The sequence below is a fragment of the Ignavibacterium sp. genome (genome assembly GCF_025998815.1).
Classification (GTDB): domain Bacteria; phylum Bacteroidota; class Ignavibacteria; order Ignavibacteriales; family Ignavibacteriaceae; genus Ignavibacterium.
In genome coordinates this window covers 2,858,373-2,883,063 of sequence record NZ_AP026678.1, presented here as the reverse complement: position 1 = coordinate 2,883,063, position 24,691 = coordinate 2,858,373, and the positions used below count along the sequence as shown (strand labels likewise).

The 24,691-nt window shown below is 32.2% G+C and carries 19 protein-coding genes; 8 read left to right on the top strand and 11 right to left on the bottom strand.

Annotated features, from left to right (window positions below; all coding sequences use genetic code 11):
* Positions 1 to 13: 13 nt before the first annotated feature.
* Both Q0X14_RS12460 and Q0X14_RS12455 read right to left on the bottom strand, forming a co-directional pair.
* Entirely contained in the window at positions 14 to 232 is a 219-nt protein-coding gene (locus tag Q0X14_RS12460) for a DUF2905 domain-containing protein (RefSeq protein WP_297839113.1), read from the bottom strand.
* Entirely contained in the window at positions 225 to 626 is a 402-nt protein-coding gene (locus Q0X14_RS12455) for an NUDIX domain-containing protein (RefSeq protein ID WP_297839111.1), read from the bottom strand. Before Q0X14_RS12455 ends, Q0X14_RS12460 begins: the two co-directional genes overlap by 8 nt.
* A 114-nt stretch (positions 627 to 740) precedes the next feature.
* Here Q0X14_RS12455 and crtI (Q0X14_RS12450) point away from each other — a divergent pair, with 114 nt between their 5' ends.
* Genes crtI (Q0X14_RS12450) through Q0X14_RS12415 form a run of 8 tightly spaced genes read left to right on the top strand, consistent with a single transcriptional unit; the run spans position 741 to position 8,294 of the window.
* On the top strand, positions 741 to 2,237 hold the full coding sequence (gene crtI / locus Q0X14_RS12450; protein WP_297839108.1) for a phytoene desaturase family protein: 1,497 nt from the start codon (positions 741 to 743) through the stop codon (positions 2,235 to 2,237).
* Positions 2,221 to 3,060, top strand: coding sequence for a phytoene/squalene synthase family protein (locus Q0X14_RS12445; RefSeq protein ID WP_297839106.1), 840 nt, complete (start codon positions 2,221 to 2,223; stop codon positions 3,058 to 3,060). Before crtI (Q0X14_RS12450) ends, Q0X14_RS12445 begins: the two co-directional genes overlap by 17 nt.
* A 48-nt stretch (positions 3,061 to 3,108) precedes the next feature.
* Positions 3,109 to 3,780, top strand: coding sequence for a lycopene cyclase domain-containing protein (locus Q0X14_RS12440; RefSeq protein WP_297839104.1), 672 nt, complete (start codon positions 3,109 to 3,111; stop codon positions 3,778 to 3,780).
* Positions 3,777 to 5,258: a phytoene desaturase family protein gene (gene crtI, locus Q0X14_RS12435; protein ID WP_297839102.1), complete on the top strand. Its 1,482-nt coding sequence runs from the start codon at positions 3,777 to 3,779 to the stop codon at positions 5,256 to 5,258. Before Q0X14_RS12440 ends, crtI (Q0X14_RS12435) begins: the two co-directional genes overlap by 4 nt.
* A complete protein-coding gene (locus tag Q0X14_RS12430; RefSeq protein WP_297839100.1) occupies positions 5,255 to 5,902 on the top strand; it encodes a lysophospholipid acyltransferase family protein in 648 nt (215 codons plus the stop codon). The genes crtI (Q0X14_RS12435) and Q0X14_RS12430 overlap by 4 nt, the downstream gene beginning before the upstream one ends.
* A gap of 3 nt (positions 5,903 to 5,905) precedes the next feature.
* The gene (locus Q0X14_RS12425; RefSeq protein WP_297839098.1) at positions 5,906 to 6,997 is read left to right on the top strand and encodes a glycosyltransferase family 2 protein; all 1,092 of its coding nucleotides are present in this window, start codon (positions 5,906 to 5,908) and stop codon (positions 6,995 to 6,997) included.
* Positions 6,976 to 7,623: a carotenoid biosynthesis protein gene (locus Q0X14_RS12420; protein WP_297839088.1), complete on the top strand. Its 648-nt coding sequence runs from the start codon at positions 6,976 to 6,978 to the stop codon at positions 7,621 to 7,623. The genes Q0X14_RS12425 and Q0X14_RS12420 overlap by 22 nt, the downstream gene beginning before the upstream one ends.
* Before the next feature lie 2 nt (positions 7,624 to 7,625).
* Entirely contained in the window at positions 7,626 to 8,294 is a 669-nt protein-coding gene (locus Q0X14_RS12415; protein WP_297839085.1) for a fatty acid desaturase, read from the top strand.
* Here Q0X14_RS12415 and Q0X14_RS12410 read toward each other — a convergent pair.
* The 9 genes from Q0X14_RS12410 to Q0X14_RS12370 all read right to left on the bottom strand — a co-directional run bounded on the left by Q0X14_RS12410 (position 8,286) and on the right by Q0X14_RS12370 (position 24,642).
* Positions 8,286 to 9,806: an ATP-binding protein gene (locus Q0X14_RS12410; RefSeq protein ID WP_297839082.1), complete on the bottom strand. Its 1,521-nt coding sequence runs from the start codon at positions 9,804 to 9,806 to the stop codon at positions 8,286 to 8,288. The two genes, Q0X14_RS12415 and Q0X14_RS12410, sit on opposite strands and share 9 nt — an antisense overlap.
* Positions 9,807 to 9,809: 3 nt before the next feature.
* A complete protein-coding gene (locus tag Q0X14_RS12405) occupies positions 9,810 to 11,117 on the bottom strand; it encodes an ATP-binding protein (RefSeq protein ID WP_297839079.1) in 1,308 nt (435 codons plus the stop codon).
* 112 nt (positions 11,118 to 11,229) lie between these two features.
* Complete coding sequence (locus Q0X14_RS12400) at positions 11,230 to 14,880, bottom strand: hypothetical protein (RefSeq protein ID WP_297839076.1); 3,651 nt, start codon at positions 14,878 to 14,880, stop codon at positions 11,230 to 11,232.
* 95 nt (positions 14,881 to 14,975) lie between these two features.
* Positions 14,976 to 15,533: a hypothetical protein gene (locus tag Q0X14_RS12395; RefSeq protein ID WP_297839074.1), complete on the bottom strand. Its 558-nt coding sequence runs from the start codon at positions 15,531 to 15,533 to the stop codon at positions 14,976 to 14,978.
* A 238-nt stretch (positions 15,534 to 15,771) separates the two neighbouring features.
* A complete protein-coding gene (locus Q0X14_RS12390; protein ID WP_297839071.1) occupies positions 15,772 to 17,160 on the bottom strand; it encodes a sigma-54 dependent transcriptional regulator in 1,389 nt (462 codons plus the stop codon).
* Positions 17,141 to 20,734 carry a serine/threonine-protein kinase gene (locus Q0X14_RS12385; protein ID WP_297839068.1) on the bottom strand — a complete coding sequence of 1,198 codons (3,594 nt, stop codon included), beginning with the start codon at positions 20,732 to 20,734 and terminating at the stop codon, positions 17,141 to 17,143. The genes Q0X14_RS12390 and Q0X14_RS12385 overlap by 20 nt, the downstream gene beginning before the upstream one ends.
* Positions 20,734 to 22,008: an ABC transporter permease gene (locus Q0X14_RS12380; RefSeq protein WP_297839065.1), complete on the bottom strand. Its 1,275-nt coding sequence runs from the start codon at positions 22,006 to 22,008 to the stop codon at positions 20,734 to 20,736. Before Q0X14_RS12380 ends, Q0X14_RS12385 begins: the two co-directional genes overlap by 1 nt.
* The gene (locus Q0X14_RS12375) at positions 22,005 to 22,991 is read right to left on the bottom strand and encodes an ABC transporter permease (RefSeq protein ID WP_297839063.1); all 987 of its coding nucleotides are present in this window, start codon (positions 22,989 to 22,991) and stop codon (positions 22,005 to 22,007) included. Before Q0X14_RS12375 ends, Q0X14_RS12380 begins: the two co-directional genes overlap by 4 nt.
* A 1-nt stretch (position 22,992) precedes the next feature.
* The gene (locus Q0X14_RS12370; protein WP_297839060.1) at positions 22,993 to 24,642 is read right to left on the bottom strand and encodes an ABC transporter substrate-binding protein; all 1,650 of its coding nucleotides are present in this window, start codon (positions 24,640 to 24,642) and stop codon (positions 22,993 to 22,995) included.
* Positions 24,643 to 24,691: the final 49 nt, after the last annotated feature.

The window sequence follows — 24,691 nt, the reverse complement described above, 5'->3', positions numbered from 1 at the left end:
ACCTCTGTAAAAATTAATTAAAAAATTTTCTTATTAGCCAGAATAATAATGTAAGAATCACACTCAGCAGAATCATACTTGTAATTGGAATAAAAAGTTTAAAGTTCGGTTTATCAACAACAATATCACCAGGCAACCGGAATAATGGAATTTTAGAAATGTATGGCCAGAGAAGTCCAATCAGAATAATCAGTGCTCCAAAAAGTATAATAATTTTTTGAGTGTTACTCATTCTTGATTACCTCCTCAAAAAATTCTTCAATCACTTTGTTATAGTTGAATGCAAGTTTTGTTTTCTGTATCTCATCAAAACTAAAATACTTTAACCTTTGTCCTTCGGTAAGAATTATTTCACTTGGATTAAGATTAATTCTTTTCCAGAAAATAAAGTCGGTAAGATTATCACTTGTATAAATTTTGAATAAACGAAAATCAGATAAGGATTTTAGTCCGAGCTCTTCTAACATTTCTCTTCGGATTGTAACATCGGGAGTTTCCCCATCTTCTATTCTTCCACCCGGAATATCCCATTGATTCGGATATGGAATCTCTGGTTTATCATCACGCAATAATAACAACACTTCATTGTTGTTATTGATTAAGATTATTCCGGCTCCAAATTCCATCTTATTTACTTGAGATTTTTGAAGAAATTTTGCTTAAATTGTGAAGGGGAAAAATCCTTCCAACTTCCCGTTATTATGGAACTAAATATAAATCAATTTGGTTTGAACTATTGTATGAAAAATCATAAATCAAAATCAGCTATTATCATTGGCTCCGGATTAGGTGGACTTTCCACAGCGCTCCGTCTTTCTCATCTTGGCTACGATGTTACTGTCATAGAGAAATATTCAAAACCAGGTGGAAGATTGAACCAACTTAAAATTGAAGGGTTTACTTTTGATGTTGGTCCTTCTTTTATGAGTATGAGTTACGAGCTTGATGAACTTTTTAATTCGGTTGGAATTAAAAATCCAATTGAACTTGAAGAACTCGATCCACTTTATCAGGTATATTTTGAAAATGATTCAAGACCTTATAAAATTTGGAAAACACTTCCGAAGCTCGAAGAAGAGTTCAAAGACATTGAACCAAATCTTGCTGCTAAAGTTGAAAAATATCTTTCGAAAGCCGGACAATTTTTCCACGACACCGAAGACAAAGTTGTTAAATCAAACTATGAAAATGTAGTTGATTATATTCTGAAACTTACACGAGTTCCATTAAAACATCTTCCATATCTTTTCAGAAAAATGTGGACAGAAGTTGAAAGAAATTTTGAGTCAGAACAAGTTCGTGTTATTTTCTCACTTGTTGCTTTCTTCTTAGGTTCAACACCTTTCCAGACTCCGGCAATTTACTCGCTTCTTAACTACACAGAAATGAAACACGATGGTTATTGGAAAGTTAAAGGTGGTATGTACAGAATTGTCGAAGAGTTAATGAAAATTTTGAAAGAGCGAGGAGTAAAATTTGTTTTCAATACAGAAATTGTTGGAGTTGCAAATTCAAATGGTAAGTTAAATTCTTTGATTGACAGAAACGGAAAAACCTGGGAAGCAGATATTTTCATTTCAAACTCTGATGCTGCTGCTTTCAGAGGAATGATTTTAGGACGAAAGAAATTTTCTGAAGAAAGACTTGATAAAATGGATTGGACTTTAGCACCATTTACAATTTATCTTGGTGTTAAAGGAAAGATTGATTCGCTCATGCACCATAACTATTTCTTAGGAAGTAATTTCAGAGGTTATGCTGATAAGATTTTTACTTCATCCATAATTCCTCAAAAACCTTATTACTATGTTAATGTATCTTCCAAATCAAATCCTGAGTGTGCGCCGGATGGTTGTGAAAATATTTTTATTCTTTGTCCGGTTCCTGACAGAAGATATAAAAGTAACTGGGATGACAAAGAAGAAATTGCAAACAATATAATTAAAGATTTATCTAACAGAACCAGATTTGATATTGAATCAAACATTCTTGTTAAAGAAGTCTATTCACCAATTGAGTGGGAAAAAATGTTCAACCTTTATAAAGGTTCAGGATTGGGATTAGCTCACGGCATCAATCAGGTTGGTGCTTTCAGACCAAAGAATAAAGATGAAGTGTTTCCGAATTTATATTATGTGGGCGCTTCTACAACTCCGGGAACAGGACTTCCAATGGTTATCATCAGTTCAAAACTTGTTACAGAAAGAATAAAGGCAGACTATGGAATTATACAATAAAACATCTTTCAACATCAGCAAACTGGTTACCAAAACATATAGCACTTCTTTCAGTTTAGGCATTGCCGCATTTGCGCCTCATTACCGTGATGCCATTTATGGTATTTATGGATTCGTTCGTCTTGCTGATGAAATAGTTGATACATTTCATGGTTTTGATCAAAAGAGACTGATGGAAAATTTTAGAAAAGAAACCGAAGAAGCTTTAAAAACCGGAATCTCTACAAATCCCATTTTACAAGCATTCGTTCAGACTGTTAATGAGTATAAAATTGATTATCACTACATTGATGCATTCCTTAAAAGCATGGAAATGGATTTATCAAATTCATATTATGAACACGATGAATACAAAGAGTATATTTATGGTTCAGCAGAAGTTGTTGGCTTAATGTGTCTTAAGGTTTTTTGTGGTGATGATAAAGAATTATTTAATCGTCTGATTGCACCTGCACGAAGTTTGGGTTCTGCATTTCAAAAAGTAAATTTTCTTCGCGACATTAAAAGCGATATGGAAGAAAGAGACAGAATTTATTTGCCCGGAATAAATCACGCTCAGAAAATTGATGACGAAAGTAAAAAGAATCTTGAAAAAGATGTTGAAAGAGAATTCAAGGAGGCGCTTGAAGGAATTAAAAAATTACCCTATGGAGTTAAGCTTGGAGTTTATTCAGCTTATCTTTATTACCTTGCATTGTTCAGAAAAATTAAACGGATGAAAGTTAAAGATTTAATGAAAGGAAGAGTACGTGTTTCTAATCCGACTAAGCTTGCTTTACTTCTAAGAGGTTTAGTTGAAGTAAGGTTACTTAAACTAACTTAAAATTATTTTATCCTAACTATTTTGCCGGTGTAAAAAACCGGCTTTTTTATGAGCACATATCTGATAATTAACATACTCATTATAATTGTACCGCTTATTTTATCTTTTGATAAAAATCTAAGATATTATAAAAAACTTCCGCATTTAATTTTCTCAATTCTAATTGTAAGTACAGCGTATATAATTTGGGATATCTTTGCAACAAAGCGTGGCGATTGGGCATTTAATCCAGACCATCTTGTGGGTATTTATTTTTTTGGATTACCTCTTGAAGAAATTTTATTTTTCATTACGGTTCCTTATTCCTGTGTTTTTATCTATGAAACAGTGAAATTCTATACTAAAGAGAAAAGATTTCAGCTTGATAAAAAATTATTCCTGATTGGAGCCATTGCACTGATTTTATTTGCAGCAATTTTTAATTATCAACATTACACCTTTACTGTCAGTATTTTTACAGGATTATTTTTTCTGTTTGCAGTTTATCTGAATTTGGATTTACTTAATTCATTTCACTATTGGCTCACAATGCTGATAAGCTTTATTCCGTTTCTGGTAGTAAATTATTTTCTCACATCAATACCTGTTGTAACTTACAATGATTCTGCTTTCTTTGGAAAAAGATTTATCACAATACCACTTGAAGATTTTCTTTATTCATTTTCTATGATTTCGCTCTGGATATTGTTCTATGAATTATCAAACAAAAGAAAGCGATGAAGAAGATTGCAATCATTGGAGCAGGTTTAGGTGGCTTATCTGCTGCAGCACGACTTGCAAATGCAGGATACGAAGTTCATATTTTCGAACAAAATTCTTACGCAGGTGGCAAAGCTGCAGAATTTTCTGAACAAGGATTCAGGTTTGATACCGGTCCTTCTCTTCTCACAATGCCTTATGTTATTGAAGACCTCTTTAACGAATGTAGCGAAAATATTTCTGAATATCTGAAGTTGGAAAAGCTGGAAACAATTTGCAGATACTTTTACAGTGACAAAACTGTAATAAATGCTTATTCGGATATCGAAAAGTTCGGAGATGAAATTTCCGAAAAAACAATTGATGATGATGAATCTCTTAAAGAATTTTTTAATTACTCTAAAACTATTTTCGATTTAACGGCTGATTTATTCTTATTCAATTCACCTTCATCATTAAAAACTTTTTTCAATAAAAAGGCATTTAGAACTTTATTTAACATAAATAAAATTGATTCATTCAGAACTGTCCATCAGGCTGTTTCGGATTTTTTCAAGGATAAAAAACTTATTCAATTGTTCGATAGATATGCTACATATAACGGCTCCAATCCCTATGAAGCTCCTGCTACACTAAATATTATTCCTTATGTAGAATATTTCCCTGGAAGTTATATGCCCAAAGGTGGGATTTATTCTATTACAAAAGCATTGACTAAACAATGTGAAAAGAAGGGAGTTAATTTCCATTTTAATACTAAAGTGGATAAGATAATATTAAAAGAAAAAATTGCTGTTGGATTAAAAATTAATGAAGACCCAATCTATTTCGATAGAATAATTTCAAATGTTGATGTGAATTTCACATTTCAAAAACTATTGGATGGTATTAGAACTTTCGAAAGCAGACGATATAATAAACTTAAACCATCGCTTTCAGGAGTTGTTTTTTATTGGGCAGTAAGCAAAAAATTTGACGAGCTTGAAACTCACAACATTATCTTTTCAGACGACTATAAAACAGAGTTCGATCAGCTTACCAAACAAAGACGATTGCCTGACGATCCTACTATTTACATTTACATTTCGAGCAAGTTAAACTCTGATGATGCTCCAGCCGGAAAAGAAAATTGGTTTGTAATGATAAACTCCCCTTTTGATGAAGGTCAGGATTGGGAAAATGAAATCCGGAATGTAAGAAAGAGAGTTCTAGAAAAAATAAATCGAACTCTTGAAACAAAGATTGAAGATTTTATTTTGTTTGAGAAAATTTTAACACCTAAAGATCTTGAAATCAAAACGGCTGCATTTCGTGGTAGCATTTACGGAATTTCTTCCGATAAAAAAACCTCGGCGTTTCTTCGTCAACAGAACAAATCGAGAACAATAAATAATTTATATTTCTGTGGTGGCAGTGCTCATCCCGGTGGAGGAATTCCGCTGGTAATTCTTTCAGGAAAAATTGTTTCTGACATAATTAAGAGTGAAGACAAAAAATGATTAAAGCAGAAAGAAAAAAGTGGGCTTTGTTAGTATTCGATTTTTATATTGAAAGATTATTAAAAAAATATTTTAAGGATTTCAGATTAATAAATTCTTTTCCTGAAACATCACCTGAGAGAAGTCTTGTTGTAGCGCCAAATCATTTTTCGTGGTGGGATGGATTCTTTGTTTATTTTTTACTTAAGAAGAAAACGAATAAAAAAATTTTTATTATGATGCTTGAAAATCAGTTGCGGAGATATTGGTTCTTTCAAAAGATTGGATGCTTTTCTACAAATCCCGCTAACAAGCAATCTACTGTTGCTACATTGCGCTATACATTAGATTTACTTGAGAATCCCGATAACTGTGTTGTTATTTTTCCACAAGGAGAAATTGAACCATTTGAAAAAACTTCTCTGAACTATAACGAAGGAATTGAATTTCTTGCAAGGTATTTATCAAAAGAATTTGATATTCTTCCTGTCGCTAATAAAATATTTTATTCAAATGAAAAACTGCCTTTTATCTTAACCAGAACAGATAAATTGATTCAGTCATCAGAAATCAAAAATGATAAAGAAGTTTTGTCAGAAAGGTTCAATGAAAACATAAATAAGCTAAAGAATGTTTTATCAACTGAAGGTGAGAGTATTTTTTAATCTATGATTACGATTGTTTATATAATCTCTGCAGTTATTGTTTCAATAATCTTTGTAGTTTCAATTATTAATTTTTTTACTGCGCCTGTTATTGAAGACAAATTCGAATTGAAAGAAGAATCAAAGCTAGTTTCAATTCTTATTCCTGCCAGAAATGAAGAGCATAATATATCAGATTGTGTGAAAAGCTGTCTTCATCAAACATATTCAAACAAAGAGATTGTTGTACTTAATGATAATTCAACTGACAGAACTTATGAATTGCTTCAACACTTTTCTGATAAAATCAAAATAATAAATGGCTCTGATTTACCCGAAGGTTGGCTTGGAAAGAATTGGGCTTGTCATCAACTCGCTAAGGAAGCAAGTGGTGAATATTTACTATTCATCGATGCTGATGTTAGACTGAATGAAAAAGCTGTTACATCAGCAATCAACGAAATGAATTTTTCTGAAGCCGGAATGTTATCTGTTTTCCCGACGCAGATTATCAAATCATTTTCGGAGTGGTTAATTGTTCCATTAATGAATTGGTTACTTTTGGGATTTTTACCTTTGATATTAGTTCACAAATCAAATAACAAATCTTTTGTTGCAGCTAATGGTCAGTTTATTCTGTGGAGAAAAAACATTTATCACAAAATTGGTGGGCACAGCAGTGTCAAAAATAAACCTGTCGAGGATATGGAGTTTGCACGACTTTGTAAATCAAATGGTATTAAGATAAAAACACTTCTGGGAGGTAATTTTGTTTTCTGCAGAATGTATTCCAATTTGAAAGATGCAATCAATGGATTTTCAAAAAATTTTTTCCCGGGATTCAATACAAGCGGATTAACTTTTCTTTTATTTGTCTCACTAATAACACTTGCTTCGTTAATTCCTTTGATGATATGGGAAAATTTATTTTATTCGGTTTTACTTCTTACTCTTATAATTTTTTCAAGAATATTTATTTCAATTAAAAGCAAGCAAAATGTTTTTGCTAATTTACTTTTACATCCAATACAAATGATTTTTGTTTTTGTTGTGGGAATAATTTCAGTTTATAAAACCTATAGTGGAAAACTCGAATGGAAAGAAAGACGAATTTAACTTTTACTAAAGAAGAAATATTTATTTATCTGATTTATACAGTAGGAATTATCGGGCATCTTACCAGCTCTCTTATAAACTATATGAAACTTCTTACACCATTGACTTTATTGATTACAGGCGGAGTTGTTTTGTTTTCTTCTTTAAGTAAAGCAAATAAAAATTTTTTAGCTTGGATAATTTTAACTTATGTAACAACATTTTCTTTAGAAGTAATTGGTGTTAAGACAGGTCTGGTTTTCGGTTCTTACTGGTATGGTGATACACTTGGTTTAAAGTTTCTTGATGTTCCGGTTATAATCGGATTTAATTGGACAATGGTAATTCTTGGAGCAATTCTTTTATCAGAAAAATTTCTTAATAAGAAAGTAATGATAATTATTTCAGCTTCACTGATGGCAACTGTATTTGATTTTTTTATGGAACCATCTGCAATAAAACTAGGTTACTGGAACTGGTCTGATATTTCTGTCCCGTTGCAGAATTATCTTGCCTGGTTTTTCATTTCAATGATATTTACAATTTTATATTTTAGAATGGGTATTAAACTTAAATCTGATTTACCGATTAAATTTTTTGCAACGCAATTTATTTTTTTCATAATTCTTTTTGTCTTTATGAGGTGAATATGGGAGTTTTAATAGCAATCACAATTATTTCTATCTGGGCGTTACATCTTTTTTACATTTTAAATTTTGCAGAGGTTAATTTTTCTTCACCTTTGTTTTATTTACACATTTTAATTCAGGCATATCTCTATACCGGATTATTTATAACCGGACACGATGCGATGCATCGAACTGTTTCTAAAAACAGAATCGTAAATGATTGGGTTGGAAGAATAGCTACTTTTCTTTTCGCAGGAATGTCTTACAACAGATTAATAAAAAATCATTTTATGCATCACAAACATCCGGGTGAAGAAAAAGATCCTGACTTTAATACCAAGTCGCAAAATTTTTTCTTGTGGTGGTTAACATTTCTGTATAGATACACAACCGTTACTCAGCTTATAGTTATGGCAATTGCATTTAATGTATTGAAAATCTGGTTTGATGAAATTTCTATCTGGATGTTTTGGGTAGTTCCTGCTTTTCTTGGAACATTTCAGCTTTTTTATTTTGGGACTTATCTGCCTCATAAAAAACCTCACACAGATGAGATGCAACCACACAACGCAAGAACATTAAAGAAGAATCATTTAATTGCAATGTTGACTTGCTACTTTTTTGGATATCATCACGAGCATCACGAATCACCACACACACCGTGGTGGAAGTTGTATCAACTAAAGTGAGTACTCTTTTGCTTCGTCGAGAACTTTAACAAGTTCTGATTTTCCGAAAGGTTTAATAAGAAATTTATTCGCACCGGCGTTATAAAATTCTCTGATTTTTTCTTCGATGAATTCACTTGAGATAACAATTATAGGTCTCTTGTAAGGATCATTTTTCTTTATGTCCTTACAAATCAGAATTGCCTGCTGCCAGAAATTCTTCTCAACATCAAAGACAATATGACTGAAAGAATTATCGCGTGTTAATTCTATTCTGAAATCCCTTAAAGTATAATTAACTATCTGATAATCCCTTTTCAGAAATGCTCTTATCAGCTCATAAGTTTCGCCGACATTATCAAGCATAAGAATTTTTTTGGATGCAAGAATTTCTGCTTCTTCTTTATCATCATATTTAATCTTACTCGATGATGTAAGCGGAAGAGTAAAAGTAAAAGTTGAACCGACTCCTTTTATGCTATCAACAAGAAGAGAACCACCGACTTTTTCAAGATATCTTTTGGCTAGTGCCAATCCAAGTCCGTTTCCTTCATAGCTTCTTCCTATATTCAAATCTTCCTGACTGAATGGTTGGAAAAGATGATCAAGATATTTTGTAGATATTCCTATGCCTGAATCACGTACTCTGCAAAGAGCCAGATTCTTATCTTCCATTACATCTACTTCAACTTCAATAAATCCCTGATTGGTGAATTTAACGGCATTACTGAGCAGATTATTAAATGCATTCATAGTGCATTGAACATCAGTATCAACGAAAACTTTTTTGTGAACGAAATTAGTTCTTATTTCCAATCCTTTTGATCGTGCTGCTTCTTCATACTGAGCTAAACTTCCCTGAATTATTCCCACCAAATCTGCTGTTTCAATAGTAATTGAATAATTGCCAGCTTCAATATGAGCAAACTCAAGCATCTGATTTATGGTATTAAATAATCTTTCGCTTCCACTGTGAAGGTTATCGAGATAAATCTTATCCTCTGTGCTTATTTTATCAGAAAGATTTTCTTTTATGAGAGACGAATAACCCAGAATAATATTAAGTGGAGTTCGCAGTTCGTGAGATAGCACATTCAGAAAATTATTTTTTAATCTTTCAGCTTCTTTACTCGCATCTCTAGCCCTTTTTATTTCCTCGCCGGTAAGAACCTGCTCTGTTACATCTTCGTGAATAAGCACTGCATATCTTTCGCCATTATTTTCAAATCCAAATACACTGGTTTTTATAAGAGGAACTACATTATGATGTGAACGAAGTAATGAATCCTCAAAATGTTCTATTGTTTTTTGTGAAAGATTATTTAATGCCTCACTAATTAAACTGATTTTACCCTGCTCTCTCATCACAAGATCATTAAAAACAGAGTATTCAATAAGTTCATCCTGAGAAAATCCCCACATTAAAGTGAAAGCTTCATTTACATAGATTATTCTTCCCTCGCTGTCAATTACTTCAACAGGAAAAAGTAATCGATTGTATAATATCTCTAAATATTTTCTCAGTTCATCCATAAATTATTTCAGAGGCAATGATATCTGAATTGCTGTTCCTTTTTCAACATCTAAAAATTTCATCTCACCATTATGTTTTTCGATAATACTCTTACACAAAAATAAACCGTAACTATTATTTCTCGGAGTGTAATTATTCACAATATCGTCTTTTATTTCTGAAGGCATTCCTGGCCCATCATCCTGAATTATAATGTGATTATAATCATCAGAAGTAAATGACTTGATTGTGATCGTTGCATCCTTTTTTGCATTAACTGAATTAGTAATAAGATGAACAAGAACATGCTGTATCTGTTCAGAATCAAAACTACAAGGAGGAATATTCGTGAGTTCTGTATTAAAAGTAGCAAGTTGAAATTTTTTCATCGGCACAAGATACTTAATCACAGACTGAACTGTCTTGTTCAAATCATTTGTATCTTTCACAAGGTTCATTAATGATGTTTCGAGCAATACCTGTGCATATTTCTGAATGCTTCTGATACTATCTGTTGAAATTTTAGCTTTTAATTTAAGTCTGTCAAAGATTATTGAGTCTTTAAACTCCGGACGTTTTTCAAACAGCTTTTGAATATCATCTATCATTCGGTACAAACTTTCTCCTTCAAGTAAAGCGAGGTGAACAAGCGATTGCAATGACTGACCAATTTCAGAATCAATACTTGATTTAAGTGCTTTTCTCTCAGCTTTTACTAATTGTTCATTTGCTTCCTGTAGTGCTTTGTTTGCATTTAACTGAGCATTGTATAATTGTGCATTTCTTATAGCACTCGCAGCTTGTCCTGCAAGAATTTCAAAAGTGTTTGTTATATCTTTTTCTTTAATCTTATGAAGTCGTTTGCTATCAACATAGATGACACCAATTTTTTGTCCGTCTGTAATCAATGGTGAGCAGAGAATTGTCTGAAGGTCAAGTCGTACAATACTTTTCGAAGGGACAAACATTGCATCACTTTGGGCACCTTCAATAAATCTGGATTGCCCGTTGTAAAAAACATCTTCTACGACTGAGGAACTAACCTGGAAAAGTTCTTCCGGTAATTCTTTATTATTGGAGTCCAGACCAAGTTTGAATTCGAGTTTACCAGTCGGAGATTTGAGAACTATAAAACCTCGCTCTGAATTTGTGAGGCGGATAGCATTTTTAAGAACGAGTTCTAAAACATCTTCCAGAACCAAAGAACGGTTTATGCTATTAATAATATTTAATATTATTTCAAGATTTTTTGTTCGCTCAGTGCTTTCCTCTTCAATCAGCGAAGTTTTAAGTCCCGCGTCTATATTTTTTTTAAATTCTGAAAATTTCATCTGTTAAATTATATAGAATAAACATTGAAAGTTGGCAAAAATAATACCGTCCAAATGAAGCAAAAAAATTGCAATTGTCAAATCTCTCAGGTAAAAAATACTCAAAAAATTTCTAATCTTTAAGTAATTTGTAGGAAAGAAACCACTCCCAGTTATTTCCATTATCCCACCAAGCTTTAGCAATGCCTGCGGAGAATGTCGATTCAAGATTAGACCAGTGGTTAAACATAAAATTAATCTGCGCTCCAACATCAACCAACTTTTTACTCATTTCAGAATTGACAAGTAATCCCTGCGTGTAAATTGAAATGTTGATATTTTTAAGTGATTGAGAAAATAATTCGATATTCGGAATTCTAATAGGTGGAAGATTATTAGAAATCATTAACTTAAGAAATTTATCAGTTGCGATACTATAAATAGGAACTCCGGGAAATCGAAATACTTTTTCAAATTGTTTAACCGGTTCATTTTCAATTTCCCGGTTACCAAATCCACCGAAATAAAAATATCCTTGTAAAAGATCAGGATCAGTTGTGTGATAGCCAGCTGAGAGTTTTAGATGCAAAGCGTTATGTTTGAACAAAAATAAATTGTAATTATCCCATTCGGCGTAAGTTCCAACTGCGTACTTTGGATCATCCGGAGTCGAAGCATACGCAATAATATTAAATCTCAATTGATTACCGTACTCCCAATCTACACTACCAATAGTTTTTCTCAGATCTCTTACATCAAGTTCAGTTTTAAATACTGCAAAATCCGGAATTTTAATTTCAAGCAAGTTATCGTTAATAAATTTTACCCCAGTATAAACAGAAAGCTCTGAATTATATTTTATCTTAAGTGGATTATCAAAAACGATGTAATCTGTATAGCCAATTGCAGAGCGGTTTCCTAACAACGATTTTTTTCTTTTATTGAATAAATCATAAAAATCCGGTGCATTGTGGTCAAAGGCCAGAGAAAATCTTTGCTTAAAGTTATATTTGGTTCTAAGATGATATCTCAGCTTCTGATTTTTTTCTTGAAATGGAGAAACTCCCGTTTCAATAACAAATTCCTGAATGAGAAGTGGGTCAGTTATGTGAGCAAAAATCCCAAGAACTTTCCTATCCTGAAATCCGGTGATTACAGGAATGAATGTTTGAAGATTTAAGTTCTTCAAACTGAAGTAACTATTTTCATCGCTGATTTTGTATTGCTCAATGTTTCCATCGTCATATTTAATCATCCAGTCAGCAACTTCGGGAGATTTTTTTAATATGTTTTGTCCCATATAATTAATTGCAGGTAATTTTTCTACTCTCTGATTCGGAACGATAACAGGAATAAATCCTTCTATCGAATATTCAAAAGCAAACAGAGAATCTTTGCTTATCTCAATCGGTCTGAAAAGACCTTTTATGGTATGCGTGACAGGAATAATTTTTCCATCCTCAATATTCATTTTATAAATATTCGAAACCCCATTTGTGTAAGCATTCCAGTATAATGTTTTTCCGTCTTCAGACCAGGAAACATTTTCAGGTGTACCTTCTGAAGTAATATTAAGATATTGAAGTCCTTCTTCTCTGTTAAGTTTTTTCAAGTCAATCAGAATTATGGATTGCTCACCAGAAACTTTGTGCAAAACTGCTGCGAGTAAATCACCAGACGGATTTGCTGCAAGCTGCTGAAGTTCATCACCTAAAGGGAAAACGGTAAGAACTTCTAAAATTGTATAAGGATATTTACTTTTTACGAGACTAACTTTTCCACTCGAATGTCTTACTCCGAATAATTCGTGAGTACTCTGCGCAACTGTTAAATGCCCCACTCTTGAATCTGGAAATAATTCCCTATGTTTTTTCTGTGTGAGGTTAAACAGATGAACATCTCTATATAACTGATTATTATTTGTCGTGTAGAAGAAATTATTATACTCTTCATCGAAAGCAGACGAAGCAACTTGAATCATACTAGGCGAAGGTAGAGTTCTAAAGTCATTTATAGTTCCATCGTAAAGATTCAATGTTCCCATCGAAGCTAACTTACCGGATTTGTGATAAACAAAGTGAATCGAGTTTTTCTTTTTGTCAAAGTATGGTTGTCCAACCCAACCGAGAGATTCTTTATTGATATAACGAATGTCGGTTGTTTTTATACTGCTCAGAATTTGGATATTTGATTTTTGAAATTCAGCTTCTCTATCAGAGAATTCTTTCCACTCCTCATAAAATGATTTACCAAATACATCATAAAATTTTCCTTTGTAAGAAGGATAAAACTCTGATTTTTTTGTATTGAACCACTCAATAACTTTTTCGGCGCCATATTTAATTGCGAGATGTGAGATAAACCTGGCACCATACATATAAAAAAGATGTTCGAGCAAAACAGTTTCGTGAGATTCAATTTCCTCAATTTCATTTTCTGTCGGGAATTCTATTCCATCAGCTACTCTTGAGCGAAAATACATTTCATCAAAATTGCCAAGAGTTCTTCCAAATCCTCCGCTTAACCAGGTTTCAAAAAAAACAGCGATTGCTTCCTGATGCCATCTTGGTGTGTACCTATTATGATTTGTAATCAGTGAGTAAAAAGTAGTAAGTGGCTGAGTTTTATCCGGGTTAACTTTACCAAAAACTTTTCGAAGTGCATCTTCAAAATCGGAATCCATATCATTTACAAAAACATGAACTAATTCGTGACTTAGCAACCAATGATATCTTTCGTTATACGGAACAACTTCATAGCCAGGTTCTAAAGGTTCAATTTCAAGTCTGATATAATTTTGTGGAACTGAAGTGGTAGCAGCAAAACCATAATCATTAACATCGTAAGTGTTAATAATGATTTTCTCGTTCGGATGAAAATCATAAAATCTGCTCAAAGCTTTAAAAGAATTTTCAGCAGATTTCAACAAATAGTCAGCTAGATGAGAGTGTGCATCTCTGTAAATTAGTTTAAAGTGGTCGCTTTCAATTGTGTACCAGCTTCCGAAATCTCTTTCGGCTATTCTGATAATAATTTCGTTATCAGATTTACCTTTCAACATTTCGGTAACGGTCTCATCTATTTTCAATGATACCTTAATCTGAACAAAATCTTTCTCATTTTGTATTACCAAATTGTTCAGAATTGACCAATCACCATTTTCAATTAATGAATCCGTTTTTGCCCGTACATTCCATAAATAGATAAAAAGATCTTTCCCTTTATAATAATTGTACAGATTTTCAATTTTTCTGTCTGTTAGAATTCTGATCTCAGATTTTTCGTCACTTTCTTTAATGCTTAGCGATAATAATTTTATAGGTAATTCTGGTTCTCTGAGAACAAACTCTTCTGATTTATCTGTAACTCTAATTCTGGTTGAACTAATGAACTGAAGATTCCTTTTCGTGTAAAGATTAATTACAAATGTAAATTCTTTCAGAGGTATGAAAAGTCTGTCACCCTCAAACTTTGGAATTACTGCTAATTGATAAATTTCCTCCTGGTTAGTTTTTTTATTTTTCAGTTTGGTGAATGGATTATCTGCATGGATTTCAATAGTTACACTATCATAATCTGCGATTAGAGTATTAACATCTCTTTGTATGAAAAATTCCAATCCCTTAAAGAACTGAATTGCATCCACATAGATAATTCCATTGGAGTTATAAGTTTCAACAGGATAAATTTTTGTGTCCGTTATTAATGTTAACCTGCTTGATGTCTGTTGCGGGAAAGAAACAGAACAGGTAAAAATCAGAAATGCAGTAAAGAAAAATTTCATCAGCAATAAAATATTTTGTAAAAATCAAAAGCGAATATATACAAAAAAAGCCTTCATTAATTTCTAATGAAGGCTCTCTCGAGAAAGCTGAAAGTTTATTTTACCCAACCCCAACGTCCGCCGAGTTCCTCTAACTGTGAGTTAGATTTTGTCCAGCCGAATCTTCCGCCGAGCTCCTCTAACTGTGAGTTAGATTTTGTCCAGCCGAATCTTCCGCCGAGCTCCTCTAACTGTGAGTTAGATTTTGTCCAGCCGAATCTTCCGCCGAGCTCCTCTAACTGTGAGTTAGATTTTGTCCAGCCGAATCTTCCGCCGAGTTCCTCTAACTGTGAGTTAGATTTTGTCCAGCCGAATCTTCCGCCGAGTTCCTCTAACTGTGAGTTAGATTTTGTCCAGCCGAATCTTCCGCCGAGCTCCTCTAACTGTGAGTTAGATTTTGTCCAGCCGAATCTTCCGCCGAGTTCCTCTAACTGTGAGTTGGATTTGTTCTGCAGAACCATCTTATCTGCTTTTTCAACATTGCTGTTAGTCGAATTTTGCTGTTGAGTGATCTGTACATTCTGATCAACTCTGTAACGAACAGCTTTTTCAACCTGAGCAAAGGTTGATACAGCAAATAAAACAATTACTGCAACTGCAGTGAATCGTAGCATAGCTCCCACCATATGATGTGAATGGATGAATTATTAATTATTTTCTTTTGACACACGATTAAAAGGGTATAAAAACCCCTTTTTTAGCAAGAGTTTAAGAGCAATGTGAGTGCCATCAAGTATGATTTATAAAATTGAAAATTTTTAGGAATTTGCAGAGAAGATGTAAATTTTTACCGAAATTGAAGGTTATTTATTGCCGAATTGTAAATATTTTTTACAGCTTGAAAGCGAAAAATTATCGCTTTTTCTTTGATAAAAGTGCATCAAGCTTTGGCCTTGAAACTCCAAGGAATCTGGCTGCCTGAGACTTATTTCCTCCAACTTTTTCCAATACCTGAATAGCATAATACTTTGATAACCTTTTTAAGTCTGTAGTGGCATAATTTAAATCGAGACGAATTACCTGAGGTGGAATTTCTTCTGCAGTGTTTGAAACTTCTGCATGAATAGGTGCTGATTTTATAATATTGGAAAAATCTGTCATCTTCAATTCATCCTGATCAGTTAAAAGCACAGCTCTCTCGATAGCATTTCTCAACTCCCTCACATTGCCTGGCCAGGTATAACCCAACAAAAAATGTTTAAGATGAGGTTGAACTTTCTTTATTGATTTTCCAAACTCTCTATTAAATTCATTAATAAAGTAATCAGCAAGAGGAATTATATCTTCCCTTCTTTCTCTTAAAGGAGGAATTTCTATGGTCACAACATTAAGTCGATGATAAAGATCCCTTCTAAATGTACCTTCTTCAACCATTTTAACAAGATTTTTATTAGTAGCTGAAATTATGCGGGCATTTATAGGGATATCAACTACACCACCAATTCTTTTGATAACTTTTTTTTCGATTGCTCTTAACAATTTTGCCTGAAGATTCAAACTTATGTCACCTATTTCATCCAGGAATAAAGTGCCGTTTCCAGCTATTTCAAATAAACCATATTTTCTTATTCTTGCACCAGTGAACGCTCCTGCTTCATAACCAAATAACTCTGACTCAAGCAGAGTTTCAGGTATTGCGGTGCAAACAATATCGACAAAAGGTTCGTATTTGAATTTGCTGTTATGATGAATTGCTCTTGCAAAAATTCCTTTTCCTGTTCCCGTCTCACCTAATAATAAAACATTTGACTGGCTGTTTTCAGAGACCCGTTTGGCTAATGAAACTACTTTAGTAAATGAAGGTGATTCTCCAATAATAAACTGAAAATCATATTGACTTTGAGACAAAGATGGATCGCTATCTTTATTAGTCAGATAAATTTTATTTAGAATGAGCTCCTTCAAACGATTAACAAATTTCATTATTTCATAAGGAAATACAAATACATCATTGATCCCAAACTTTACAATTGTACTGACCAGAAGCGCATTATTGTTACTAACTACAGCAAGGAATTTATTAGGATGTTCTTTAACCTGCGGACCTATCTCAAACAACATTTTTGAATCGAGTGATTCAGGTTGGATAATTATTATAGCATTCTCTTCCGGAACAAAATATTTTACATTCGTATAAACAATTGGAATACTGTCCAGTTCTATCTGCTTCAATGCTGAATTCAGCATTACCATATCATCGCTATCAGAAAATATTTTTATTTTAATTTTGTTGGAGTTCATTTTCTTTTACTTTATCACTTAGTTTTTTGAGGATTTCCAGAGCATTTTTTCTTTCTTTTTTTTCCAGAAATTTAACTCTTATTCTCGGATTTGAAATAGAATCTGCTATTAAATTTATAAGCTCCAATGCATAAAGTCTGGGTTTCTTTGCGCGGTGATAGTTACCTCTTTCAAGATACATTTCCGTTATAGCAACAAGAACTTTCCAGGTTAATTCACTTATGCTTTCATTTTCCAATTTAGAGTATGCAGATTCGAAATATTCCAAAGGAGATTTCATACCTTCAATCTTGTCGTAACGAACTATTAGCCCGTTAATAAAGTCAATATAAGCTGTAAAGTAATTACTTCCATTGTCTAACTTACTGAATCCTGAATGTTTAATAATGTACAGCGAATCATTTGTTCTGTTGTTATAACAAAATCTTTCAAGAATTACAAAGAATAAGTCTCCAAATAAACTCTGATTATTTTCATCTACCTTATCAAGCAGATTAATTACCTGGTCAACAGGAATCCGTTCGTCCTTTAAAATCATTGACATCAATTTCAAGAATTCATAAGTATTTGCATGTTCGTCTGTTAAAAAAGACCTTGTGTAAGAATAGTATTCAAATTGATTAATGATTTTTTCCAATTCGGATTCGTCACCAATAGTAAACCAAAATTTCCCCAGTAAGAAAAGAACTCTTAATTCTTCATCAACATTTCCAACCAAACTAAATTTTTCCTGTGCCTCAATCAATGATTCATAAGCATTTTGAAAATCGCATGAATTCAGATATGCTTCCCCTAAATTTGCATAACATAGACCTTCGAGATATTTGTTATTCTGAACTCTGAACAATGCTTTAGCATTTTTTAATAATTGGATTGCCTCTTCGAACTTAAGATCATCTAAAAACATAACTCCCTGATTCATTTGAATGGCTGCTTGTTGTTCATAATTACCCAATTTAATATTTATTTCTAATGCTCTAGAGATACATTTTTGGGCTTCGTCTTTATCGCCCAATGAGTGATTGATATAGGCAAGATTTAAATAAATACCAGCTAATTTTCCAAAGGATAAGGTCTTCTCAAATTCAGCGATTGCTTCATTAATAAGTTTAATAGCATTTTCTATATTTTTATTCCAATTGTACTCAACAAGCCCCTGTATATTAAGTAATCGACCTTTATCTTCTGAATCTAAGAGATCAAAACTTTTTCTTATTTCATCAATGTACGAAATTACCTTATCAAAATTCCCAAAATCAAACTCCAAATCAGCAAACTCAAAAAGAATTCTGTTCTTTAATTTGATATCATCATTTTTATACAGTTCATTAAATAAGTTTTTTGCTATTTCAAATTTTTGAGTATTTTTATAACCAACGGCAGCAACAAATTTCAATTCATTTTTAAGCTCAACATTTAACTTTTCAATTTTAATTTTTTCAAAATTTTCAATCACAGATTTGTAATCACTTAACTTATAATTTGTTCTTACAAGCTCAATTAAAAATTCCTGCTTCGTATCTTCGTTTAGGTCAAAGCTAAGAACTTTTTCAAGCAATGATTTTTTGTATGCGAATGCTGAGATTTTTTCTGCAGTTTCAATTTCTTTTTTAAGTACTTCGGCACTTTTTTCATACTCACCTGCAAGTTCATACTGTCTGGCTAATTCAATAGTATTAAAATTCGGGAAAAGTTTCTTTATCGTATTAGCAATAACTAAATGATATTTTGTTTTAGAACTGATTGTAGAATAAATATAACTTTTAAAGCTTACGGAATTAATGCGAGGTGTATTACTCAGGTTCAGTGAGTCAATAATATTTTTCTTTTCAAGTCCGTTGATAAGTTCTTTTAATTTATCCGAATTAATACCAAGCAATCCGGCAAGAGCCATCTGATCTATTCCGATTTCAAATGCAGAAATCAGTTGTGCAAGTTTCAATTCTTCTGCGGTAAGATTGCTTAACCTTATACGATAAATTTCTTCATTTGAACTTCTTAATGCAATCTCAAGCTCTTCAGAAACACTGAATGTAATCTCTTTGCCGGAATACTTTAAAATTCCAAGAACAATCAGATCTTTTATAAACTGTTTAATATTACCTGGTAATAAATCAGAGTAAAGTCCGATTATCTTTTTTAATTCTCTTTTGGGGAAATTCTGCCAGTAACTGATTTCAATAAAATCAGCAAGCTGACTATCAGTAAAATGAGAAATTTGAAATTCCCTGATATTAGCAAAGAGATTTATTGAGGAATCTAAGTTTGCATTTTCAGATAATAATATTTTAACATTGTTTATCTGAAATACTGGGAGAACTTCTTTCAAAACATCTTTTACAAAATCATCATAAAGATTGAAGTCATCTATTAGAATAATTGGGTTTGAATTTTTTAATGCTGAATCGGCAAAAACTTTAATCTTCTGAACAAACTCTTCTTTGTTACTGTCGAACAAAGAAGGCAAATCCTGCAGAAGTTCTCTTGTGTAGTTATCATAAATAGTTTTTGAATAAAATATTTTTTTGAAGATATACTTTACTGCATCAATACCTGACTTAGCGCTGAAGTTTTCAATTAATATTGTGTTTTCAAAATTTTCATATATCTCGATGAACAATGCAGTCTTTCCCGAACCTTCTGCACCTTTAACACAATAAATTTCATTATTCTTTATATCAGCGAGATACGAGCGAATAATATTCACTGCATCTTTTCTATTGGTAAAAATTTTCGCCGGCAGAAAATCTTTTGTTATCTCAATGTTAATTTCAATTCCCAGTTCTTCCAATACCTGAAGACTATTCTGATATCTGAGAGAAGCATCTTTATTTAAAAGTTTTTTAATTACCGAAATGAGCTCTCTTGAATATCTCGAAGGTGGAAAAATAAATTGTTGTTCAATTTGTGCTTTGTATATTTCAACTTCACTATCTGCTGAAAATGGAAATCTTCCGTAAACAATTCTGTAAAGCAAAATTCCAAGCGAATATAAATCAACAGTATGATCGTGATGTTCCCGTTTCAGTAATTCAGGAGCGATGTAATGTGCTGTTCCTCTTACTTCGATATTCAGCTCGGTTAACTGATATTCAGCAAGTCCGAAATCAATTAGTTTTATCTGCGGATTGTTTCCATTTACGCTTACTAAAATGTTTTCGGGCTTTAAATCATAATAAATGTAGTTTGATTGGTGCAGATAGTAAAGAACTGCACAAAGCTGTTTAAGAATTTGTTTTAATTTTCTTTCATCAATCAGTTCTGTATAAGCTAATAATTCTTTGGATGGAAAATATTCGAGAGTAATGAAGTCGGAGCCATACTCAATCTCTAAATCTTCAGCATCTTTAGTTACAACTGTACCGAATTCGAATGCTTTTATAATGTTGGGGTGATCAAATTTCTTTATTCTGAAAAACTCTTCGCGGAAAAAATCTTTTTCATCTGGCTTAGCACTAACAGGTAAAAATTTTATAGCTATTTCTTTGTCCGGGAATTCAGAATCAATCGCAGAGAAAACCTTACTGCGTCCTTCTCCAAGTTTTTTCTTAATTATGTAACGATTGTTTATCACTAACTGATCTTCGGGTTAAAGAATTTATTAACTTCTTTTGCAATATTATGAAATGAAAGCAAAGTTAAAACAAGAACAATTCCCGGAATAAAAATCATCCACCACGCTTCTGAAATATATTCCTGTCCTTTTTCAATCATCGCTCCCCACGAGGGATATTCACTGCCTGCTCCTAAACCTAAAAAACTTAATGAAGACTCAGCAAGAATTACATTGCTGAATTGAAAAACCAGATTAACAGTAACAGGAATTATTATTACAGGAATTATTTCCTTCGCTAGCAACTCTGAATTACTCAAACCAATTTTTTGTGCTGTGATAAAAAAATCTTTCTGCTTTACCGATGCAACTTCTGAACTGACAATTTTATATAAACTCATCCAACCCGAAAATCCTAATACGACTATTACAGATAATAAATTATTTCCAAACAATGCCAGCACAAGTATAACTAAAAATATTGAAGGAAATGACAAGAACAAATCAGTCAGACGATTCAAAACTGTGTTGATGATTGCATTGCCTGTTGAAGCAATATATCCCAAAACCAATCCGAGTAATAATGATATGATTACAGCCATCATTCCGATAAAGATAGAAATCCGTTCACCGAAAATTAATCTTGAAAAAATATCTCTGCCAAATTCATCCGTTCCAAGAAGTACCAATTCTGACTTAATAGATTTAACTTTATCAACAGATAAATCAGTACTTCCACCACCTGAATTGAAACGATACGAATTCTGTTTTAATGAATAGCTTCTGACAAAAATTTTATTCTCGTCAAATTCTTTCAACAAAACTTTTTCTTTAACTAGTAAAAATTTTTCTTCAATAGAATCAGATGTTGGTGAATCTTTTGTACTTAACTCAATTTGATAAATGTTACTCAGTGGTGAAAGTAATTTTATTTCAGAAATATTTTTTTGATAATCCGGATGTTCCCTTGTAATTAAAGTTGGGACAAAAAAACTATAAACCAATAAAATGATAAAACATCTGCTGAAATTAATTTCTGCCCCTAGAAATTTGTTTCTGAATTTTGATGATAAAAGAAGAGAAGGAATAATAAACATAACTGCAAGAGCAAATAGAGAATCAATTAGTTGAAAACTGATGTGTGAAGAAAGGAATTCAAAGTTTTTAAAAATTAAAATAACAGTTAACCAGAAAAGCTCTACTGTTTGAATAAGTAAATCAACTCTGAATATCAGAAGTATTATCCAAACGAACAGAACAAAGTGCCATAATTTTATTTTATTAAACTTCTTCAACTTAAAATTTCCTTCCAGATTCTTCTGTCAATTTTAACCTTGATTAAATCGAAGATGAAGTTTGATAAAATTATAAATAAAGCTGATATATAAGCACAGGCAATAACCATTGGAAAATCTCTGCTCAGAATTGAAGCAATCATTAATCTTCCCATACCCGGCAGACTGAAAATCACTTCTGTAACCAGAGTTCCACTTAATAAAAATCCAAGTTCAATTCCTGCAACTGATAATATTGGTTTGAGCGAATTTGGAAGAACATGTTTTCTTAAAATTATTTTATCACTAAAACCACTTGATTTCAGATAAAGGATAAAATCTTTATTCATAACATCTTCAATTCCATCTCTGAAGTAATTAAAAAACAAAGCTGCTCCAGGTAATGATAAAGTTAATAAAGGCAAAATGAGATGAGAAGCAATATCTTTTATCTTTCCAATAAATGATAGATCATCAAAGTAGATAGATTTAAATCCATTTGATGGAAGGATATCAAGTTGCACAGCGAATAAGAAAACCAAAATCAATCCAAGCACAAAGCCAGGAGTAACATACAAAATGATTGATGATTTCTTGAAAAGTTTATCAATGAAACCACCTTTTCTTTTTATTGAAAGTAAAGCAGTATAATATCCAAGCGACAGCTGAATTAATATGCTGAACAAAGCAAGCATTAAAGTAACCGGTAGAAACTCAGAAATAACTTTCAGAACAGGCATTCTGTATTCGTACGAAATTCCGAAATTGCCGGTAAAAATATTTTTCAGAAAATTTATGTACTGAAAAAAAATTGGTTCATCAATATTGAAAGATTTTCTGACTTCCTGTGCAAGTTCAGGACTGAGCTTTGGTGAGATGTACTTTAGTGATGGATCGCCCGGCGAAATTCTGATTAGAATAAATACCAGAGTGATTACAAGAAACAATATCAAGAATGATGAAAGTAATCTTTTAAGAATTAAATATAACTTTTCTTTTGTCATATTAATTCTCTAATCTCCATTCCCAGATTCGTTGAATAGATCCGAAGGGATTAATAGTAATATCTTTAATCCGGTTATTGTAGCAAACCACATTATCAAACCAATATAGAAATGTTACCGGCTGATCTTCTGAAATTATTTTCTGAAACCGCTTCATCAAATCTACATAATCATTGTGTGAATGTTTTTTCTCCAACTCAAGAATAATTTTATCAGCTTCATTACTTTGGTAACCGACAAAATTCATTTGCGTTTGATTGAGGTCAGAGTACCAATACGATTTGAGATCAATTGGAAGCGGAACAAACCAGGCAAGAATCCATGCATCAATTTTTCTGTTAAGCAATGCATCCATCAAAACTCCAAACTCCACCTTCTCAACTTTAACATCAATACCAACCTGTTTCAGATTGTTTTTGATTACTGTTGCAGCATATTCACGCAATGGATTTCCTGAAGGAATGTTAAGTGTAAATGAAAATTCCATTTTATCTTTTTCAAGAATTCCGTTTTTATCTTTGTCTATCCAACCAGCTTCTTTTAAAAGTTCTTTTGCTCTGTCAGGATTATATTCAAATCCTTCTAATGAATTATCGTATTCGTTTATAAATATTTCCGAGATTGGAGAATTACACAAAGAACCAAAACCCAAGAGATATTGATCAAGAATTTCTTTTCTGTTAATTGCATAGGATAATGCCTGTCTAACTTTTTTGTCACCAAAAAATTTGTGCGGTTTTATTTTCTTTGTTTCAGAAAAATATTTTCCATCAATATTATTCCAACCCACATAATCATATTGTCTTCCTTTTACAGAAGCTAATTTTAAATTTTTCTGAGCACTCAATTGTTTTGCATCCGAAGGACGAATGTCTTCAGCAAAATCAACTTCACCTTTTTTTAGTTGAGTTAATATTGAATTGTAATCCGGAATAATTTTGAAAATCACTTCATCAATCATACTATCATCATAAAGAAAAGAATTTTTATCAGATTCAAGTATTATGAACTGATTTCTTTCCCACTTCTTAAGTTTATAAGGTCCACTTGTAACCGGATTAAAATTTATTTCTGCTGTTTGAATTTCACTTCTGTTTAGTTTTTCATAAATGTGTTTTGGAATGATAGGGAAAGCCAAATCAAATAAAGAGATTACTTTATCTGGCAGGAAATTAATTATCAGATGAAAAGAGTCTTTTACAGCAAAAGTTTTTCCGAGATTAACTTCTCCTTTTTCATTATGATAAAAGTTTTTGAACATTCCATAAAATCTGCTTTGAACTTCCCTATCAGAATAAATATCAAAAGAATAAATAACATCATAAACAGAAATTGTTTTTCCGTCGGACCATTTAGCATCTTTTCTCAGATAAATATCAATAGAAGTTGAATCTGAATTCCACTGCCAGCTTTCTGCAAGCATTGGAAAAGCTTCTACATCTCCTTTTTTTTCGTTCCACTTTAAATCAAGCAAATACAGAAAAAGATGATCAGTAATTACTCCTTCATTTATACCGAATGCATAAATCGGATTAAGTGTTTCTGGTTCAGATTGAATTGCAATAACAACTCGTGATGATTTATTAATTTCTTCCTTTTCGCAAGAGGCAGAAATCAAAAGCAACAACAAAAGAGGGAAATAAAATTTCAATCTCATATTTTTGATTGAGCAGTAATTAGTAATAATTCGTGTGATAATT

Bases quoted from the DNA above. Each gene is read 5' to 3' on its own strand.
- Q0X14_RS12400 (WP_297839076.1), bottom strand. From the start codon at position 14,880: ATGAAATTTTTCTTTACTGCATTTCTGATTTTTACCTGTTCTGTTTCT.
- Q0X14_RS12405 (WP_297839079.1), bottom strand. From the start codon at position 11,117: ATGAAATTTTCAGAATTTAAAAAAAATATAGACGCGGGACTTAAAACT.
- Q0X14_RS12395 (WP_297839074.1), bottom strand. From the start codon at position 15,533: ATGCTACGATTCACTGCAGTTGCAGTAATTGTTTTATTTGCTGTATCA.
- Q0X14_RS12425 (WP_297839098.1), top strand. From the start codon at position 5,906: ATGATTACGATTGTTTATATAATCTCTGCAGTTATTGTTTCAATAATC.
- Q0X14_RS12420 (WP_297839088.1), top strand. From the start codon at position 6,976: ATGGAAAGAAAGACGAATTTAACTTTTACTAAAGAAGAAATATTTATT.
- Q0X14_RS12445 (WP_297839106.1), top strand. From the start codon at position 2,221: ATGGAATTATACAATAAAACATCTTTCAACATCAGCAAACTGGTTACC.
- Q0X14_RS12430 (WP_297839100.1), top strand. From the start codon at position 5,255: ATGATTAAAGCAGAAAGAAAAAAGTGGGCTTTGTTAGTATTCGATTTT.
- crtI (WP_297839102.1), top strand. From the start codon at position 3,777: ATGAAGAAGATTGCAATCATTGGAGCAGGTTTAGGTGGCTTATCTGCT.
- Q0X14_RS12455 (WP_297839111.1), bottom strand. From the start codon at position 626: ATGGAATTTGGAGCCGGAATAATCTTAATCAATAACAACAATGAAGTG.
- Q0X14_RS12440 (WP_297839104.1), top strand. From the start codon at position 3,109: ATGAGCACATATCTGATAATTAACATACTCATTATAATTGTACCGCTT.
- Q0X14_RS12415 (WP_297839085.1), top strand. From the start codon at position 7,626: ATGGGAGTTTTAATAGCAATCACAATTATTTCTATCTGGGCGTTACAT.
- Q0X14_RS12390 (WP_297839071.1), bottom strand. From the start codon at position 17,160: ATGAACTCCAACAAAATTAAAATAAAAATATTTTCTGATAGCGATGAT.
- Q0X14_RS12460 (WP_297839113.1), bottom strand. From the start codon at position 232: ATGAGTAACACTCAAAAAATTATTATACTTTTTGGAGCACTGATTATT.
- Q0X14_RS12375 (WP_297839063.1), bottom strand. From the start codon at position 22,991: ATGACAAAAGAAAAGTTATATTTAATTCTTAAAAGATTACTTTCATCA.
- crtI (WP_297839108.1), top strand. From the start codon at position 741: ATGAAAAATCATAAATCAAAATCAGCTATTATCATTGGCTCCGGATTA.
- Q0X14_RS12410 (WP_297839082.1), bottom strand. From the start codon at position 9,806: ATGGATGAACTGAGAAAATATTTAGAGATATTATACAATCGATTACTT.